This is a genomic window from Jeotgalibacillus malaysiensis, assembly GCF_044789845.1.
In the GTDB taxonomy this organism is placed as follows: domain Bacteria; phylum Bacillota; class Bacilli; order Bacillales; family Jeotgalibacillaceae; genus Jeotgalibacillus; species Jeotgalibacillus malaysiensis_A.
Genome location: NZ_CP085252.1, coordinates 2550321 through 2568552 on the forward strand (window position 1 = coordinate 2550321; position 18232 = coordinate 2568552).

Annotated in this window: 16 protein-coding genes and 1 other RNA gene; 2 read left to right on the top strand and 15 right to left on the bottom strand. The window is 40.1% G+C overall.

What is annotated here, in order from left to right; genetic code table 11:
* Positions 1–211: 211 nt before the first annotated feature.
* Positions 212–748 carry a hypothetical protein gene (locus tag LG330_RS13665; RefSeq protein WP_404404697.1) on the top strand — a complete coding sequence of 179 codons (537 nt, stop codon included), beginning with the start codon at positions 212–214 and terminating at the stop codon, positions 746–748.
* Positions 741–1157: a hypothetical protein gene (locus tag LG330_RS13670; RefSeq protein ID WP_404404699.1), complete on the top strand. Its 417-nt coding sequence runs from the start codon at positions 741–743 to the stop codon at positions 1155–1157. The genes LG330_RS13665 and LG330_RS13670 overlap by 8 nt, the downstream gene beginning before the upstream one ends.
* 128 nt (positions 1158–1285) lie before the next feature.
* On the opposite strand, the gene LG330_RS13675 is transcribed toward LG330_RS13670, so the two are convergent.
* The 15 genes from LG330_RS13675 to gap form a co-directional block, all read right to left on the bottom strand.
* The gene (locus LG330_RS13675) at positions 1286–3052 is read right to left on the bottom strand and encodes a hypothetical protein (RefSeq protein WP_404404701.1); all 1767 of its coding nucleotides are present in this window, start codon (positions 3050–3052) and stop codon (positions 1286–1288) included.
* A 396-nt stretch (positions 3053–3448) separates the two neighbouring features.
* On the bottom strand, positions 3449–3931 hold the full coding sequence (locus LG330_RS13680) for a hypothetical protein (RefSeq protein WP_404404703.1): 483 nt from the start codon (positions 3929–3931) through the stop codon (positions 3449–3451).
* A 94-nt stretch (positions 3932–4025) separates the two neighbouring features.
* Complete coding sequence (locus LG330_RS13685) at positions 4026–5015, bottom strand: tyrosine-type recombinase/integrase (RefSeq protein ID WP_404404705.1); 990 nt, start codon at positions 5013–5015, stop codon at positions 4026–4028.
* A 148-nt stretch (positions 5016–5163) separates the two neighbouring features.
* Positions 5164–5521, bottom strand: a transfer-messenger RNA (tmRNA) gene (gene ssrA, locus LG330_RS13690).
* 126 nt (positions 5522–5647) lie between these two features.
* A complete protein-coding gene (gene smpB, locus LG330_RS13695) occupies positions 5648–6112 on the bottom strand; it encodes an SsrA-binding protein SmpB (protein ID WP_404404707.1) in 465 nt (154 codons plus the stop codon).
* A 168-nt stretch (positions 6113–6280) separates the two neighbouring features.
* Positions 6281–8590 (bottom strand): ribonuclease R, encoded by a 2310-nt coding sequence (rnr, locus tag LG330_RS13700; protein ID WP_404404709.1) that lies wholly within the window; start codon positions 8588–8590, stop codon positions 6281–6283.
* A 24-nt stretch (positions 8591–8614) separates the two neighbouring features.
* Positions 8615–9367 (bottom strand): alpha/beta hydrolase, encoded by a 753-nt coding sequence (locus tag LG330_RS13705; protein ID WP_404404711.1) that lies wholly within the window; start codon positions 9365–9367, stop codon positions 8615–8617.
* A 732-nt stretch (positions 9368–10099) separates the two neighbouring features.
* The gene (gene secG, locus LG330_RS13710; protein WP_404404713.1) at positions 10100–10333 is read right to left on the bottom strand and encodes a preprotein translocase subunit SecG; all 234 of its coding nucleotides are present in this window, start codon (positions 10331–10333) and stop codon (positions 10100–10102) included.
* 287 nt (positions 10334–10620) lie between these two features.
* A complete protein-coding gene (locus tag LG330_RS13715; RefSeq protein WP_404404715.1) occupies positions 10621–10770 on the bottom strand; it encodes a DUF1540 domain-containing protein in 150 nt (49 codons plus the stop codon).
* A 416-nt stretch (positions 10771–11186) separates the two neighbouring features.
* Positions 11187–11627, bottom strand: a complete 441-nt coding sequence (locus tag LG330_RS13720; RefSeq protein WP_404404717.1) for a cell wall hydrolase — start codon at positions 11625–11627, stop codon at positions 11187–11189.
* Positions 11628–11808: 181 nt separating this feature from the next.
* A complete protein-coding gene (eno, locus tag LG330_RS13725) occupies positions 11809–13101 on the bottom strand; it encodes a phosphopyruvate hydratase (RefSeq protein ID WP_404404719.1) in 1293 nt (430 codons plus the stop codon).
* A gap of 459 nt (positions 13102–13560) precedes the next feature.
* Complete coding sequence (gpmI, locus tag LG330_RS13730) at positions 13561–15093, bottom strand: 2,3-bisphosphoglycerate-independent phosphoglycerate mutase (RefSeq protein ID WP_404404721.1); 1533 nt, start codon at positions 15091–15093, stop codon at positions 13561–13563.
* Complete coding sequence (tpiA, locus tag LG330_RS13735; protein ID WP_404404723.1) at positions 15086–15847, bottom strand: triose-phosphate isomerase; 762 nt, start codon at positions 15845–15847, stop codon at positions 15086–15088. The genes gpmI and tpiA overlap by 8 nt, the downstream gene beginning before the upstream one ends.
* A gap of 21 nt (positions 15848–15868) precedes the next feature.
* Positions 15869–17053, bottom strand: coding sequence for a phosphoglycerate kinase (locus LG330_RS13740; protein WP_404404725.1), 1185 nt, complete (start codon positions 17051–17053; stop codon positions 15869–15871).
* 140 nt (positions 17054–17193) lie between these two features.
* Complete coding sequence (gene gap / locus LG330_RS13745; RefSeq protein ID WP_404404726.1) at positions 17194–18204, bottom strand: type I glyceraldehyde-3-phosphate dehydrogenase; 1011 nt, start codon at positions 18202–18204, stop codon at positions 17194–17196.
* Positions 18205–18232: the final 28 nt, after the last annotated feature.

Sequence of the window (18232 nt, forward strand, 5' to 3'; positions counted from 1 at the left end):
ATAAAATCAACATTTTATTATTAAAAACTTTATATTTAAAAGTAATTTCTTAAAAACCTGCCATAAAGGCATAATATTTGGTATTCATTAACATCTAAGTAGACCAAACTTCTAGATTACACAACATTTTTACCTATAAAAGTATCGATATTTATTCAGCAATATAGTAGAATTTTCTATATTGATTTATTTCTAGTCGAGAGGAGAAAGAATGAATATATTTCAAACCGTAGAAATTTTAAACAGTATGATTTTAGCATATGCTGCTATGACAATTGCTTTAGGAATTTTACTATTATTACGACATTTGAAAAGACAGCAAAATTTTAAAAGAATTGAGTTTACACAACGTATAATTGAACAAAATCAAGAGGTTAAAAAAACTGCGAGCAAATTAATCTCTTCATTAGCAGGAAATAATAATATTGAATTTTGGAAAGTGGAGAATGAGACAAATAGTTCTCATTTCAAAACCTATGATAATGGTAATGAAAATCTCATTGCAGATATTTATTCACTTGCGAATTTTTATAATACTTTAGCGGATGGAATTTATCTGCAAATTTATGATGAGGATTTAATTAGAATAAACTTTGAACAGGACATTAAATCATTTTATCATTATTCCAGACCTTTATTTAGGTATACATTCTTCTCTGATTCTGACCAAATGTTATTAAGGATCGAGTTTTTAATACTTGAGTGGGATAAAAAAGCGCAAAAAAAGAAGGTGACTCTTTTTGGATAAGTCTACCTTTACTAAAATCAATGAATTTTGCGACAAGCAAGAAGTGGTGACACAAGCTGTAAGAGACACGGTTATTAGAAGGTTTTTAGATACAATGTTCCAAGCAGTATCAAAAAAAGAAGGTGAAAAAGGAAGTTCTCTAAGTAATCAAGAAATAAAAGATATTCAAGATGCATTATTAACAGATAATCACCTCGACAATATCTTAGTAGCTGCAAAACAATTTCACTCAACAGCTGAAGAAGTCTTGCAGCAACAATTTCAGAAGAACAATGGTAAAAGTAACTTTTGGCATTCTGTTTGGACAAGTATAGCAGCAAATACAATTTATTCGTTATTTCTAATTGTTGGTTTCGTTTTAGGGAAAGACTTAATATCCAGTTGGTTGACCTCTCTTTTAGATAAATAAAATCCCTTACTGCTTTGAGTAAGGGATTTTTTAATTTGAATTACTTTTTATTGTAATAACTTTATCTAAAGCCTTCCCTAGTAAATGTGGTACTTAGTATGTTTTAAGTTGAAAGATGTAAAATTTACTTATTTAGATTTCCCCCTAATCTTTTCAAATACTGCGAGAGGATTTTTATGCGATTGTTCATTTAAAACAAGTTTTTCTTTATAATCTTTAGCACTCTCATTTTTAGGCTCTTCAAATTTCATATTGTAGTCTCTATCATTATCAATTTTTGGTTTATCAAATACATCTAGTGTTGTCTTCCCATTTAAATACCTCATTGCAGAATCAAATGTTAAATACTCCATGGCTCGATCACCGTATTTTTGTTCATAGTCTCTAATCTCTTCATTAATTTCTGCCATTGCAGCTTCATATTCACTATTAATATCATTATATATTTTAAGACTTTCTACGATTGTATTATCTTCGTCTTCCCCGAGGTCAGTAGTTACACTTTTTTGACTCTCGTTTATTTCCATAAATTCATCTAATTTTTCTTTATCTTTATTTTCAGGTTTGGTCTCATAAAAGCTCTCAAGAACTACTTTTTGTCTATCTTCAGTCATTACCTTTGTCTTTGACATTTTTTCAATCTCTTCCTCAACCAGCAAGTCATATAATCGAACCTCTTCTTTAATTCTTTCACAGTCCTTAATATTCATTTCGTGCAATATTCCATGGAGATGCTTAACACATTTTACATAATTTTCACTTACCAGTAAATCTAAATAAGGTGAGTTTACATGTTCATCTATTGATACTTCAAACGTATTATGGATTATATATTCATCAGTTTCACTTTTTGAGTAGCCTATACTTAAAAGAAACTCTTTTGTATCTTCGTTATTGATATTTAACTTCTCATTACGCTTTTTAATATAGTTTTTTTGTTTTCTTTCCGCATTATCAATCACGTATTTAAGTAATTGATGATGATATTGAATTTCGTTATAATTTTCGTCAAAATCCTCAGATTCATCAGGGTAATGTGAATCAATATATTTTTTAAAAACATCCTCTGCTAATATTTTTATCTGAAATACTTCATATATATATTGCAAGTTCATTACGTTTCCGTTTAGATCTGTAACGTTTTTGATATATTCAAGCCATTCAGCTTTAAAAGATTTAGTTTTTGAGTCATTCTTATATATAAGAGAAAATGCTTTACTAATCCCATATTTTTTGAGCAACTGATTCTCCATTAAAATAATTTCATTTGCAATAGATGTTTCTACATTAATGGGTGTACTAACGTTCTTTATTTTACCTTTCCAAGAAGAGACTATTCTAATTAAACCCATATTATTTTCAGAAGCCTGCTTAAATACATTAAACAAATGTACTTTACTAACCCTACCTATAGTATTTGCAATATCTTGAAAAACTTGCTCTTCTAAGTCTTCAAGGATACCCATTTTATTCATGTATTTATGATATGGTTTTATAGACTCTTTATTAAAAATACCACTCATAATATCTTGTTCAGCAGGGGAGATAACACCAAAATAAGATGCCCAACCGTTCTTAGTTCTAGCTATGTTATCTACATTAGCAATCTTATTCATTACCATAAGTGCTAAGTACTTTGAGTGAGCAGGTGCTTGTCCCTTATTATATTGTCTGAAGTCTCTTTTTTTAACTTTTTCTTTTCTCTTATTATCTGTATAAAAAACTCGATTTTTACCTCTTCCTTTTTCTTCAACTGACTCATAATAGCATTCCATTTCTTTTATAAGAGAATCTATTTGACGTCTATTCATATTTCCCTTGTTCTTTTTTAAAGATTCTAGTTGGTGTGGGGTAAATTTTTTTACTGCGTTAGTTAGTGTCCATTCTTTTGGCAAAAATTCTCCTGCTTTCTTTATATTTTCATTAATACTTTCACGTATAAGGTTCTGTGCAAGATTACCCTCTAAGTAATATTATATACCTCTCCTTATAGAGAGTAATCTTGCACAGAAAATAAATTAAAATTAATTAAATATTAACTACTACTTTTAACAATCATCTTTATATTTGAATATGAAAAAGTATAAATTGACATGTCCTATCTCACACTTAATTACATAAGATAAATCTATCCACACTCTCAAAGAAGCAAAAATATAAAGAGTGTAAATAGATTATTTATGGGGAATTTATTATTTTTTATCCATTTCTTGTTTTACTCATGAAGATTATACTCATATTAATTTTCTATTTCAATAGCTTTTAGAAATACTTCAAGAAATTAATGTTCATTATTGAACATCAAAACTTTTATACATACTAGCCTTTAGATCAGAACGTATATCAGAAATTATTGGATCTATACACTTCTTAGAACAATATTTATTACTCGATTCATAATTAGGACCACTTATTCTCCACCAACTCTTATCTTTATCGCTTGATACTTTTTTCCCGCAATTTTTACAGCTAAAAGACCACTTCCTTTTTAAATTTTTGCGAAAAGCTGTTTCTAATGAATTAGGTCCATAACAAAGAGTATAATGCCAATATTCATTTTCGGCATTTTGTTTTTTGATTTCATTCAAGTCATATTCACTCATATTTTTATATGTGTGATTCAATTCTTCAGCCAATGCTAAAGCAATTTTCGGATCTATTTCGTACCCTTCATCATTGAACAACTTAACTTTTCCGCTATCTTCTTCATAATCAAAATGATAATTAATTCTTTTATTATTTTTTATATACTCTCTGATTACATTTTTATCCATCATTTCACTCCTAAATCAACTTAATTGTTATATGTCTAATCAAACAAAGCTATATAGCTAATATTTATCATTAAACAAACTGATATTTTAAAATTTAATTTGGATTGTTCATATATTGTCGTAGGTTATTCGCAACCTCATCTACATCTAAGTATAAATACTTTGTAGTCACTGAAATATCACTGTGTCCCAGTGCTTTTGAAATTAATGCTACACTTGCTCCATTATTTAATAAATTTTTAGCATAGGCTCTTCTTATTGAATGAGCATTTATATTTTTAAAACCATATTTCTTTGAATACCTATTTAGCTGCTTTGAAATCGCACAATTTGAGGATTTTGTTTTACATACTGGCAAACCATTTTGAGTGATAAATATAAAAGAATGTTCAGTACCATAGTACTTTTTAATTCTCGAATTAAGATCTATGAGTTTAAGAAACATTTTTAATAGCTCATCATCGAGTGGAAGTTTTAGACTGTTGTGATTTTTTAAAACCGATCCGTCTAAAACGAGTTGCTTACCAACAAAGTCTATATGCTTAATTTCTAAACACCCTAAAGTTTTGATACGGATTCCTGTTTTATATAATGTGATTATTGCCACACTATCTCTGAATCCAATGAAATTTGATTTATCTATTACAGACAACAATTGATGTAAATCATCTGCATTAGATCCTTTCTTAACTTCATTGTCTACTTTAATCTTTATCCCGCTCCAAAAACGGTCTTGTATCCATCCATTGTTATAGAATCGTCCTAGTATGGCTTTGATAGATTTCAATCTTATTAATTTGGTTTGCTGAGACACATTTAAGCTTCCAAGATAATCATAAATTACTTGTTGATTTAAATCTTCCACAAAATTGATATTTGTATTTTGTATAAGCTGATTAAATGCATACTGATATGTTTGTATAGTTCTGATCCTATTTCCTTCTAAATGCATTTGTTCTGTTACAGCTTTCAAAACGACGGATAACTTTTGCTTATTCGACTTATTTTCATTTAAAACTGAGAAACCTAAATCTTCTTGAAGGTTTTCAACTGAAAAAACCCCATGTTTTCTGTTTCTTTTCATATAATCGCTCCTTGAATTTAGTTAAGGAGTTGAACCAGAGTTCGCAAACCACATAAAAAAACAGGGATATTACAGAAGAGTTCATCTCCCGTTCAATATCCCTGTTGCTTATAAACTTATATATATCAGTATTTCCACCGTTTTAATTTGGTGGAGACGGTGGGAGTCGAACCCACGTCCAGAAACTTCAATACTTGAGCTTCTACGAGCGTAGTCAGCCTATTCGCATTTCACCGTAACTTATGCCAACTGACAGGCGTCCGAACGGCTATCCTGATTAGTCTCTTCAGGCTGCTTCAGGTGGCAGCAGACTGCGTATCCCACTATAAGTGAACCTCAGGCAGGTCTACATGGGTGATAGACAAGTGAGGCCTCAAGTGCTTATTAGGCAGCTAGAGCGTAATCTTGTTTGTTGTTAACTATTTTTGTTGACGTTGATGACGGAGACGATCCCTCCGACTCGCAACTCAAGCTCGAACCATTCCTGTCGAATCCGTAACGTCCCCATGATAAGGATGAAACAGGCGTTAACCTGGTTCAGTACGGGATCCGGAATTCAATCCGGTTGTCCTGCCGCTGTTAGCAGCATAATCAATTATAACATAGTACCGTCTTTTTTCAACTGGAAAGCCTTACCGCTGGCGCTCTTTCAGTGCACGTGCCACTTCACGCTTCGCATCCTTCTGCTTCATCGTCTCACGCTTATCGTATTTCTTCTTACCTTTACCAAGACCAATCAGCACTTTTGCATATCCGTCTTTAATATACAGCTTAAGCGGGACGATTGAATAACCCTGCTGTTTTGTTAAGCCTATTAATTTATTAATCTGCTGTTTATGCAAAAGCAGCTTTCTTTCACGCAGCGGATCATGATTATACCGGTTCCCTTCTTCATAAGGACTGATGTGTGCATTATTTAAAAACACTTCGCCGTTACTGATTCGCGCAAATGAATCCTTAAGGTTGACACGTCCCCTGCGGATCGATTTGATTTCCGTTCCCTGAAGCACGATGCCCGCTTCGAACGTTTCTTCTATAAAATAGTCATGACGCGCTTTTTTATTTTGCGCAAGTAATTTACCTTCTCCTTTTGGCATGAGTTAAACCTCCCAATAGAAATGCTGAAGGCGCTCGTTCAGATCCGACAGGCATAAGACGCGGAGCGGAAAACGGGTGGTTTTCCTGTTTGCCGCTGCGTGGCTTATGACCCGAGGAGCTAGCGCCTGAAGCTGGACAGCTCCAAGTTTAGAATGCGCCCCTGCATCCTACTTTTTCTTCTTCTTTTTGTTCTTCTTATTTCTCGGAGCACCTTTATAAAACTTTTTCTTGTCTCCTTTGCCGCCATCATCACGTGTACGCTTTTTCTTATCGCGACCGTCTTTTTTACCGCGGCTGTCTACAACGCGTGCTGTTTCTCTGCGGACTCTCGGTGTACCCTTCATGCCGACTATTTCAAAATCAATTGCACGCTCGTCTTTATTCACGTTGACAACGCGGATTGAAATTTCATCACCGATTCTATATACGTTACCGGTCCGCTCACCGATCATCGCCATGTGACGCTCATCAAAGCGGTAGTAGTCGTCAGTCATATAGCTGACGTGAACAAGTCCTTCAATTGTGTTGGACAATTCAACAAAGATACCGAAGTTTGTTACTGAAGAAATGACACCGTCAAACTCTTCACCAATCTTGTCCATCATATACTCCGCTTTTTTCAGCTCATCTGTTTCACGTTCAGCGTCAACTGCACGTCTCTCGCGTCCTGAAGTATGTGCTGCAATTTCAGGCAGCTGTTCAGACAAGCGCTTCTGCGTCTTTTCATCGACCTTTTTATTGATCAGATACGTTCTGATCAAACGGTGGACGATTAAGTCAGGATAACGTCTGATAGGTGAAGTGAAGTGCGTATAGAAATCAGTCGCAAGACCAAAGTGGCCAAGGCTGTTTTCATCATATTTTGCCTGCTGCATTGAACGAAGCATCATTGTTGAAATCACCATTTCTTCAGGTGTTCCCTGAATATCATCAATGATTTCCTGCAGTGCTCTCGGATGCACTTCATTTCCAGTACCTTTTACTGTAATACCGAAGTTTGTAATAAACTCAAAGAATCTCTCCAGCTTTTCAGCCTTTGGATCCTCGTGAATGCGGTAAATAAACGGCAGGTTCATCCAGTGGAAATGTTCAGCAACTGTTTCGTTGGCTGCAAGCATAAACTCCTCAATGAGCTTTTCACCGACAGAGCGCTCACGGATACCGATCTCAGTCGGATTTCCTTCTTCGTCCACGAGTACTTTTGCTTCTTTAAAATCAAAGTCAATCGCACCGCGGCCAAAACGTTTACCGCGCAGAATCGCTGCAAGCTTTTCCATCTCACGGAACATTGGTACAAGCGGCTCATACTTTTCAATCAGCGTTTCGTCCTCATCAACAAGAATTTTATTTACATCAGAATACGTCATACGCTCATTTGTACGGATTACACTCTGGAAAATGTCGTGTTTAATCACGCCGCCGTTTTGATCAATCTCCATTTCACATGAGAGTGTCAGACGGTCCACTTTTGGGTTCAGTGAACAGATTCCATTTGACAGGCGGTGCGGAATCATTGGAATTACACGGTCTACAAGGTAGACACTTGTCCCGCGCTCATACGCTTCTTCATCGATCGGCGAGCCTTCTGTCACGTAATGGCTGACATCCGCAATGTGAACACCGAGCTTATAGTTTCCGTTATCAAGCTTGCTGAGTGAAATCGCATCATCTAAGTCCTTCGCATCTGCGCCATCAATTGTCACAGTCGTCACGTCACGCAGATCACGGCGGTCGTTCAGGTCTGCCGGATCAATTTCATCGGGTACGTTATTCGCCTGCTCGATCACTTCATTCGGGAATTCAATTGTAATGCCGTGCTTATGAATGATCGACAGGATATCCACACCCGGATCATTTTTGTGACCGAGAATCTGGATCACTTCGCCTTCAGCACTGTTGCGGCCATCCGGATAAGCTGTGATTTCAACGATCACTTTATGACCTTCCACTGCACCTTTGCTCGCATTTTTCGGAACAAAGATATCACTGGTCATTTTTTTATCATCAGGCATCACAAATCCGAAGTTTTTACTCTCTGTATACGTTCCGACAACCTGCTTCGTGCCACGCTCAAGAATACGAACAACCGTACCTTCTTCACGGTCTCCTCTTGATTCACTTGATACACGTACCATTACCTTGTCACCGTGCATCGCGTGTGCAGATTCATTCGGCGGAATAAAGATGTCTTTTCTACCCGGCTCATCCGGAATTAAAAATGCAAATCCTTTTGCATGGCCTGAGAGTGTTCCTCGTACAAGGTTCATTTTTTCCGGAAGGCCGTAACGGTTACTTCTTGTTCTGACGATTTCTCCTTTTTCCTCTAAAATCACAAGCGACTTTACAAGGTCTTTGAAATCTGCAGAATCAAAAATTCCGAACGATTCCTCCAGTTCCTGCACAGTCAGCGGTTTATAAGCCTCTTCCCGCATGTACGTGAGCAGTTTTTCTTTCATTATCATCACCGATTCTTCCATCAGCGGCCCCTCCATTTTCAGCTGTTATTTTTCAACTGACCAGTCAAGGGAATCAAGAAACGCCAGCACATCCTCATGCAGCTGTTCTTTCTCTTTATCAAGCGTAATCACGTGGCCTGACTCCTCATACCATTTCAGCTTCTTCTGATCAGTTTCAATGCCTTCAAAGATAATATTTGCTGAATCTGTATTAATCATGTGATCATGTCTTCCCTGCACAACAAAAGTTGGCGTATAGATCATATCAACAGAATTTCTCACTTCACCAATCAGCTCCTGAAGTCCCTTCAGTGTCTGCATCGGTGTCTTTTCAAATTCCTTCATTTCAGCTTCAATCTGATCTTCATCTTTTTTCTCATATTTCTTAAATTCGCGGGCGTACTCTAAAACTCCTTTGTACATCACTTCTTCACTCTTAATGTACATCGGCGCACACATTGTCACGATACCCTTTACAGGAGCAGTGTAACCTAACTTCAGTGAAAATACACCACCAAGTGAAAGTCCTGCAACCGCAATTTCCTCATAGCCCTGGTTCTTCAGATGCTCATAGCCTGCTTCAACATCCTTCCACCAGTCCTCAGGTCCCGTTTCTACAAGCTCCTCAGGTGGCACACCATGCCCCTTATAGTGAGGCGCGTGTGATGTATATCCGTTTTTCTCTAAAAAGCGGCCAAGCATTCTCACGTCGGAAGAATTACCTGTAAAACCGTGAAGTAATAGTACAGCACGCTTCCCGCCTTCAAATGTAAATGGTTTTGGTAAATTCAGTTTCATCTTCAGTCACTCCAATTGCAATTTCGTCTTGTTCTATTTTAGTAGAAAACGCGGTGGAAAGCTATTTGTGCGCATTGTGGAGGTTTTATGGAACCGTTTCGCTACGCTTCAGGGGGACGCTTTCCGGACGGTGGTCGCTGAGCCTCCTCAGCTTCGCTTGCGGGGTCTCAGCTATCCCACTAGTCGTCCCGGAGTCGCCCCCTTCCGCTACGCTCAACTATGAAAGTGCTCTAATAACAAAATGGGCAAAATTCAAAACAGCATTAACGACTCAACATTCTATATAGTCAGTTAACTACGCTCAACAACCGTATTTAAAGTCTTAATATAACTAGTATGGTTTTTGAATGACATATGATGTCTCCCGACGTAGCGATACACCCGGGTGGAGTGCTGTATAACCTCTGTTGACTGCAGTGACACTGGTATTGAATGCACTATATATATCACTGACTGCAGTAACACCTTACTTCGACATCCTCATTTAACAATTTACCGGCTGGATGGTCATTTTAATATGCTCTCTAATTACAAATAGTAATCTCAGGCGAGCGCAGCGGAAGGGGGGGCGACTCCTGCGGGATTTGACGGACAGCTGAGACCCCGCAGTGCAAAGCACGAGGAGGCTCAGCGCCGTCCCCGCGGAAAGCGTCCCCCCTGAAGCGCAGCGAGACGATGTCTAATGATCCGCAAAATAATAAAAACCCGACCATCCGATCGGGTTTTAAGCATTTATTGTAGCACAAAGGCAACTGCAATCGTCAGAACGAAAAACAGTACCGAAAGAACGATAGTAATACGGTTTAAAACAAGGTCAATCCCACGTGCTTTCTGCTTGCCGAAAAGCTGTTCAGCACCACCAGAAATGGCGCCTGAAAGACCAGCACTTTTACCTGACTGCAGAAGAACCACGACGATCAACAAGATACATACGATGACTAATAGGACAGTTAATAATGTTTCCATGTGTTCCACCTCCTGAACCGACCTTACACTCGTTCCATTTTATCATACGCCCATAAGGCATACAATCTTTGTTTTTGACATTATTCAAAAACACTAACACTTGTCAGAAAACTAAAATATGCAAAAAATCAAAACTTCCTGATTGACGGATTTACTGTACATGGCCCATTATATTAGGTTTCTAGTGATTGCCGGACTTTGTGCCATACTTTCTCTGCAGTTTCAGTTGAAAAGACAGTGAGTACGGATTGAAAAAAGCGGCTGCCTCGCACGGCAGCCGCTTTTTCTTATACATGTTCATAGGTTTTGCAATCTGTTTCTTCACTGGATTCAGCACGTTTTTTATGAGAGCCAACATGAATTTTCTCTGCCTCGCACCTCGTACCATCTCTGTTAAATTTACAGCTGTTCACTTCGCACATAATGATTTGTTCCATCAAAAGCCCCTCCTTCTTTTGTTGAATCAAATACCAGCATGACAAGTTGACATTTCATTATGACTGATAAACGCTGAATATTGAACTAAATATTCTGTTTATTCAGATAATAAAACGTATTAATATTATCTCCTTTTTGTATATAACTAAACCCGGTAATCATTTTTACGTATAATGTTGCAGGAAGAGCACCTGGTTCTGAATAGTTTAATTAATCCTTTTGGTAATCAAATGAATCCTGTCATTGATTTAAATATTTATCATGATGAACCAATTAGTCACTTTGCACATTAAACTAAAGCTGATTAACACCCCACTTAGCTTCTATTTCACCAAAAAAAACTCTCTGTCCTATAAGACAGAGAGGATCTCTTTTCAGCATATGATGTAAGAATTCCCAGCAGCCCCGCTGTTTGTTACAGCCTGTAAACACTCTCACACGTATTAGCCTGCGGTTCATAATAGCAGTGCTGTTTGAATTGTCCGGAAAATGGCTGATCGTACCAGGTTGGAGGACAGGGTGCATATGGATTGAAGTACCAGAGTGCATATTTGGAAGGGTGTTGTCTCCAGTTTCTAATGACCTGTCTAGCTAAATCTCGCTCCAGGTCTCTTGCCGGGCTGTAAAACAAATTACCTTTTTGTACTGCCTCAAAAGAATAATTATTACCCTGAATCTGAAAAATCACATCATTGATCGTCCTCACATCCCTGAAATCCAGACAATCGGCTACAGCACGATTAACGATCACATTCCCGACCATCAGCATCCCCAATTTCCCTTCACCCTCAGCTTCTGCCCGCATCATCCTTGCAATCAGATCAATGTCCTTGCTGTTATGCTTTACTCTCGTCACGTTTTTCACCTCTCAGTTATTGTATGAAAGACGCATTGAAAGATGTCAGCCGGCACACCGGGGACGGAGTTAAGTGAGCCGCTTTTAGAATCATTATAAAAATGAATCAGTCAACTCCGTCCCCCCCTGTGCCGCTACAAAAAAATCCCCCCTGCCATCAAAGGCAGAGAGGACTTGATTATTAGCGTAAGTTATAGAAAGTTTTAGCGCCAAGGTACTGTGCTGTTGCACCAAGCTGATCTTCGATGCGAAGAAGCTGGTTATATTTCGCAACACGGTCAGTACGTGATGGAGCACCAGTTTTGATCTGGCCTGCATTTGTAGCAACTGCGATGTCAGCGATTGTTGCATCTTCAGTTTCACCAGAACGGTGAGAGATGACTGCAGTGTAACCTGCACGCTTCGCCATTTCAATTGCATCAAATGTTTCAGTCAGTGTACCGATCTGGTTCACTTTGATCAGGATTGAGTTACCAATTCCCTGCTCGATACCGCGAGCAAGTTTTTCAGTGTTTGTAACGAACAGGTCGTCACCTACAAGCTGAACTTTATCACCGATCTTTTCAGTTAACAGCTTGAAGCCATCCCAGTCGTTTTCATCAAGGCCATCCTCAATTGATACGATTGGATACTTGTCAGCCATTTCAGCATACCAGTTAACCATTTCTTCAGAAGACTTCACAACGCCTTCTCCAGAAAGGTGGTACTTGCCATCTTCTTTATTGAAGATTTCAGAAGCAGCTACGTCCATTGCCAGAAGAACCTGTTCTCCTGGCTTGTATCCAGCTTTTTCGATTGCTTCAATAATTGTTGAAAGTGCTTCTTCATTTGAACCAAGGTTTGGCGCAAATCCACCTTCATCACCAACAGCAGTGTTAAGACCTTTGTCTTTAAGAACTGATTTAAGTGAATGGAAGATTTCTGCACCCATACGAAGTCCTTCACGGAATGTTTCAGCACCAACAGGCATTACCATGAATTCCTGAATGTCTACGTTGTTATCAGCGTGCTCCCCACCATTAAGGATGTTCATCATCGGTACTGGAAGCTGCTTCGCGTTGAATCCGCCAAGGTACTGATAAAGTGGTACATCAAGGTAATCTGCTGCTGCGTGAGCAACTGCCATAGATACACCAAGGATTGCGTTAGCACCAAGCTTACCTTTATTTTCAGTACCATCAAGCTCGATCATTGCATGGTCGATTGATACCTGGTCAAGTACTGAATAGCTATCGATTAGTTCTGGCGCGATTACGTTGTTTACGTTTTCGATTGCCTTAAGAACGCCTTTTCCAAGGTAACGGTCTTTGTCACCGTCACGAAGTTCTACTGCTTCATATTCACCTGTTGAAGCACCTGATGGTACTAGTGCACGGCCAAATGCGCCGCTTTCTGTGTAAACTTCAACTTCTACTGTTGGATTACCGCGTGAATCAATTACTTCACGTGCGTATACATCTACGATAAATGGCATGTTAAAATCTCTCCTCTTTTAAATGATTTTTCGGGATATTTTGCTTTTTTTAGTTAGTTCGTTGATTTCCGCTCCAGGGGGACGCTTTCCGTGGCCGGGCGGTGAGCCAGCAGGCTTCGCCATGCTCTGTCTCACACGTCCCTTCCTGCCACTGGAGTCGCTCCCTTACGCTTCAATCAACTATGTGCAAATCATTTGATAGCAAAATTCAATTTACAGGCCGGAAGTACACTGTGATATGAATTAACTATTTCAAATTATATTGTGTAGGAAACAAAATCCGGAAGTTCTTTTGTTTCCTTTTTATTAAGAAGCATCCAGCAGATCGAAGCGGAGGGCAGTGACTCCGGAGCGATTAGTGGGACAGCTGAGACCCCACAGGCGAAGCCGAGGAGGCTCAGCGACCACCGCTCGGAAAGCATCTGCCTTGAGCGTAGATCTCTGCGATTATAGGAAACCTTACTTCTTAATAAGTGACTCACCAGTCATTTCTTCAGGCTTTTCAACCTTCAGCAAATCAAGCATAGTCGGTGCAAGGTCGCCGAGAATTCCGCCTTCACGAAGCTCTGCACCTTCCTTTGTTACAATCACCGGTACCGGATTTGTTGTATGAGCAGTCATTGGCTTGTCATCAGGTGTGATCACTTCGTCAGAGTTGCCGTGGTCTGCTGTGATAATGACATGTCCGCCTTTTTCGTGAATCAGGTCAACGATTTTACCAAGACATTCGTCTACCGCTTCAATCGCTTTTACAGTTGGCTCAAGCATGCCGCTGTGGCCAACCATATCCGGGTTCGCAAAGTTCAGCAGGATCGCATCAAATCGGTCTTCATTAATTGCATGAAGTAACGCGTCCGTCACTTCGTATGCACTCATTTCAGGCTTCAGATCATACGTTGCCACTTTTGGTGAATCAATCAGGATGCGTTCTTCTCCCGGGAATACTTCTTCACGTCCACCGCTCATAAAGAACGTTACGTGAGGGTACTTTTCCGTTTCAGCAATACGCAATTGCGTCAGGCCATGAGCAGATAGCACTTCTCCCACTGTGTTTTTCAGATCCTCTGCTTTAAATGCTACATCAGCACGCACTTTATCACTATAGTGCGTGAAGCTGACGAACTGCAGATTCTCAGGTTTATTCTGACCCAGTTCAAAGCCCTGGAAGTCAGGGTTTGTGAGGGCTGTTGACAATTGAATTGCACGGTCAGGACGGAAATTGAAGAAGATCACTGAATCCTGATTTTCAATTCTGCCAACAGGCGCTCCATTCTTTTCAATGACGAAAGGAATGACAAATTCATCGTACACTTCTTCACCGTAAGAAGCCTGAACACCTTCTTCAGCAGAGCTGAATGTAGGGCCCATTCCGTCAACCATCACGCGGTACGCTTTTTCAACGCGTTCCCATCGGTTGTCACGGTCCATTGAGTAATAACGGCCGGAAATTGTTGCGAATTCCCCAACGCCAATCTCTTTCATTCTTGCTTCAGCATCCGCAACATACTGAAGACCTGATGAAGGAGCAACGTCGCGTCCATCTAAAAATCCGTGAACGTACACTTTTGTTAGTCCTGCATCTTTTGCAATCTCAAGCAGTGCAAAAAGATGCTCATAATGACTGTGTACGCCGCCGTCAGAAAGCAGCCCCATAATATGAAGTGCTTTGTTGTGACGCTTCGCATTATCAACCGCACGAAGAAATTCCGGGATAGAATGAAACTCCTTATCGCGGATTGAAATGTTAATACGCGTCAGGTTCTGATACACCGGTCGTCCTGCTCCGATATTCAGGTGACCTACCTCTGAGTTACCCATTTGCCCATCCGGAAGTCCGACAGCTTCACCGCTTGCTGTCAGTGTGTTGTGGGGAAAGGTTTCCCAGTATCGGTCAAAGTTCGGCTTTTTCGCCTGAGCGACTGCGTTTCCTTTTGTTTCAGAACGCAGTGCAAAACCATCAAGAATAATTAAAGCAACTGGGGCTTTACGCATTTGCGCCAGCCTCCACTAATGCAAGGAATGAATCTGCTTCAAGACTTGCACCGCCAACAAGTGCGCCGTCGATATCGCTTTGTGCCATGTATTCTTCAATGTTAGCAGGCTTTACGCTTCCGCCATATTGAATACGTACTGCTTCTGCAGCAGCTTCTGACACAGTCGAAGCAACCACTGAACGGATGTGTGCACATACTTCATTTGCATCTTCTGCAGTTGAAGATTTACCAGTGCCGATTGCCCAGATAGGCTCGTATGCAATCACTGTCTGTTTTACCTGTTCTTCAGATAATCCTTCAAGTGCAGCCTTTACCTGGCCACCAACAAAGTCTTTTGTTTCGTTGTTTTCACGCTGCTTAAGAGATTCACCCACACATACGATTGGTGTAAGGCTGTATTTAAACGCAGCATGTGTCTTCTTGTTTACTGACTCATCCGTTTCATTGAACATGTCACGGCGTTCAGAGTGTCCAAGAATGACATATTGCACGCCAAGGTCCTGAAGTGCTACAGGGCTTGTTTCGCCTGTAAATGCACCATTTTCCTCGAAGTGCATGTTCTGTGCACCTACAGCGGCATCTGAGTTTTTAGTTAAATCCACAAGATTTGCTAAAAATAGTGCCGGTGAACAGATTACAGCATCCACCTTGTCATTTGAAGGTACTTTTGAAGCAACTTCTTCAGTAAAAGCTTTCGCCTCAGATGCTGTTTTATTCATTTTCCAGTTTCCTGCAATAATTGGTTTACGCATTGAAAATCATCCTTTCCCGGTTTACTTATCGTTTAGTGCGACAACGCCTGGAAGATCTTTACCTTCCATAAACTCAAGAGAGGCACCGCCACCTGTTGAGATATGACTCATCTTATCAGCCATGCCGAACTTTTCGACTGCTGCAGCTGAGTCTCCTCCACCGATGACAGAATATGTATCCTGTGCATCAGCAAGGGCCTGTCCTACCGCTTTTGTACCATTTGCAAATGAATCAAGTTCAAATACTCCCATTGGTCCATTCCAGATCACAAGCTTGGACTGAAGGATCACATCACGGTACAATTCGCGTGTTTTCGGTCCGATATCAAGACCTTCCCAGTCAGACGGAATTTCATCGACTGAAACTTCTTTAATATTCGCATCGTTTGAGAAATCATCCGCTACGACGATATCGACCGGCATATAGAACTTCACGCCTTTGTCTTCTGCTTTTTTCATAAATTCTTTCGCAAGATCAATCTTATCTTCTTCTAAAAGAGATTTTCCGACTTCATGACCCTGTGCTTTAACAAATGTATAAGCAAGGCCGCCACCGATAATCAGGTTATCCACTTTATCAAGCAGATGATCGATCACACCGATCTTATCTTTTACTTTTGCTCCGCCAATAATTGCTGTAAACGGACGCTCCGGATTAGATAAAGCTTTACCTAACACATCAAGCTCTTTTTCCATGAGCAGACCTGATACAGCCGGAATGTGTTCTGCAATACCTGCAGTAGAAGCATGTGCACGGTGTGCCGCTCCGAATGCATCATTGACATACACATCAGCCAGGCTTGCAAACTGCTTCGCAAGTTCAGCATCATTCTTTTCCTCACCAGGATAGAAGCGCACATTTTCAAGAACGAGAATGTCTCCTTCTTCAAGAGAAGAAACAGCTTCTTCAGCTTTCTCACCGTATGCTTCCTCAACTGTTTTTACGTCTTTTCCAATCAGTGAAGACAGGTGCGCTGCAACAGGTGCAAGACGAAGTTCCTCAACAACTTCACCCTTTGGACGTCCAAGGTGGCTCGCTAAAATCACCTTCGCTCCGGCTTCTGTTAAATACTTAATCGTAGGAAGGGCTGCACGCACGCGCGTATCATCTGTCACTTCTCCATCCTTCATCGGCACGTTAAAGTCTACGCGGCAAAATACCCGTTTCCCTTTAAGATCAACATCTTTCATGCTTTTCTTGTTCATTGAATACAGGCCTCCTTCAATTTATTGGCAAGCGGATGAAAAAAGGGAGTGGGGATCATTCCCCGCTCCCCGTTTCACCCTCTTATTATAAGGGATGACCAGCCGAAAGACCAATCATACTCTCTAAAAATCCGGACTTCTTACAGTCCTTTTTCAGCCATATAAGCAGCTAGGTCTACACAGCGGTTTGAGTAACCAGTTTCGTTATCATACCAAGAAAGTACTTTAACCATGTTATCTTCAAGAACCATAGTAGAAAGACCATCTACGATTGAAGAGTTCGTGTTGCCATTGTAGTCAGTTGATACAAGCGGCTCGTCGCTGTATGCAAGGATTCCTTTAAGGTTGCCTTCTGCAGCTTCTTTAAGTGCAGCGTTGATTTCGTCAGCAGTTACATTCTGATTAAGTTCAACTACAAGGTCAACAAGTGATACGTTTGGCGTTGGTACACGCATAGCCATACCGTTCAGCTTGCCTTCAAGTTCTGGAAGTACAAGAGATACTGCTTTTGCAGCTCCAGTTGAAGTTGGGATAATGTTTTCAGCAGCTGCACGCGCACGACGGTAGTCTTTGTGTGGCAGGTCAAGAATCTGCTGATCATTTGTGTATGAGTGAACTGTCGTCATCATACCGCGCTTGATACCGAACTTGTCGTTAAGAACCTTAGCATATGGAGCAAGGCAGTTCGTTGTACAAGAAGCGTTAGAGATTACGTTGTGGCTTGCTGCATCATACTTGTCTTCATTTACGCCCATTACGACTGTAAGATCTTCGCCGCTTGCTGGTGCAGAGATAATGACTTTCTTCGCTCCGCCTTCAAGGTGCTTAGCAGCTGCTTCACCTTTAGTGAAGATACCAGTTGATTCGATTACGATCTCAACGCCAAGCTCGCCCCATGGAAGGTTTGCAGGGTCACGTTCAGCGAGAACTTTCACTTTGTGTCCGTCAACAAGAAGGTTGTCGTCTCCATCTACTTCTACTTTCTGATCTAGCTTTCCGTGAACTGAGTCATACTGTAGAAGGTGTGCAAGCATATTAGCATCAGTAAGGTCGTTTACTGCTACAACCTCTACATCCGGGTTATTAAGTGCTGCACGGTATACGTTACGTCCGATACGTCCAAATCCGTTAATTCCAATTTTCACTGTCATGAATAATTCCTCCTTAGAATGTTTGGGG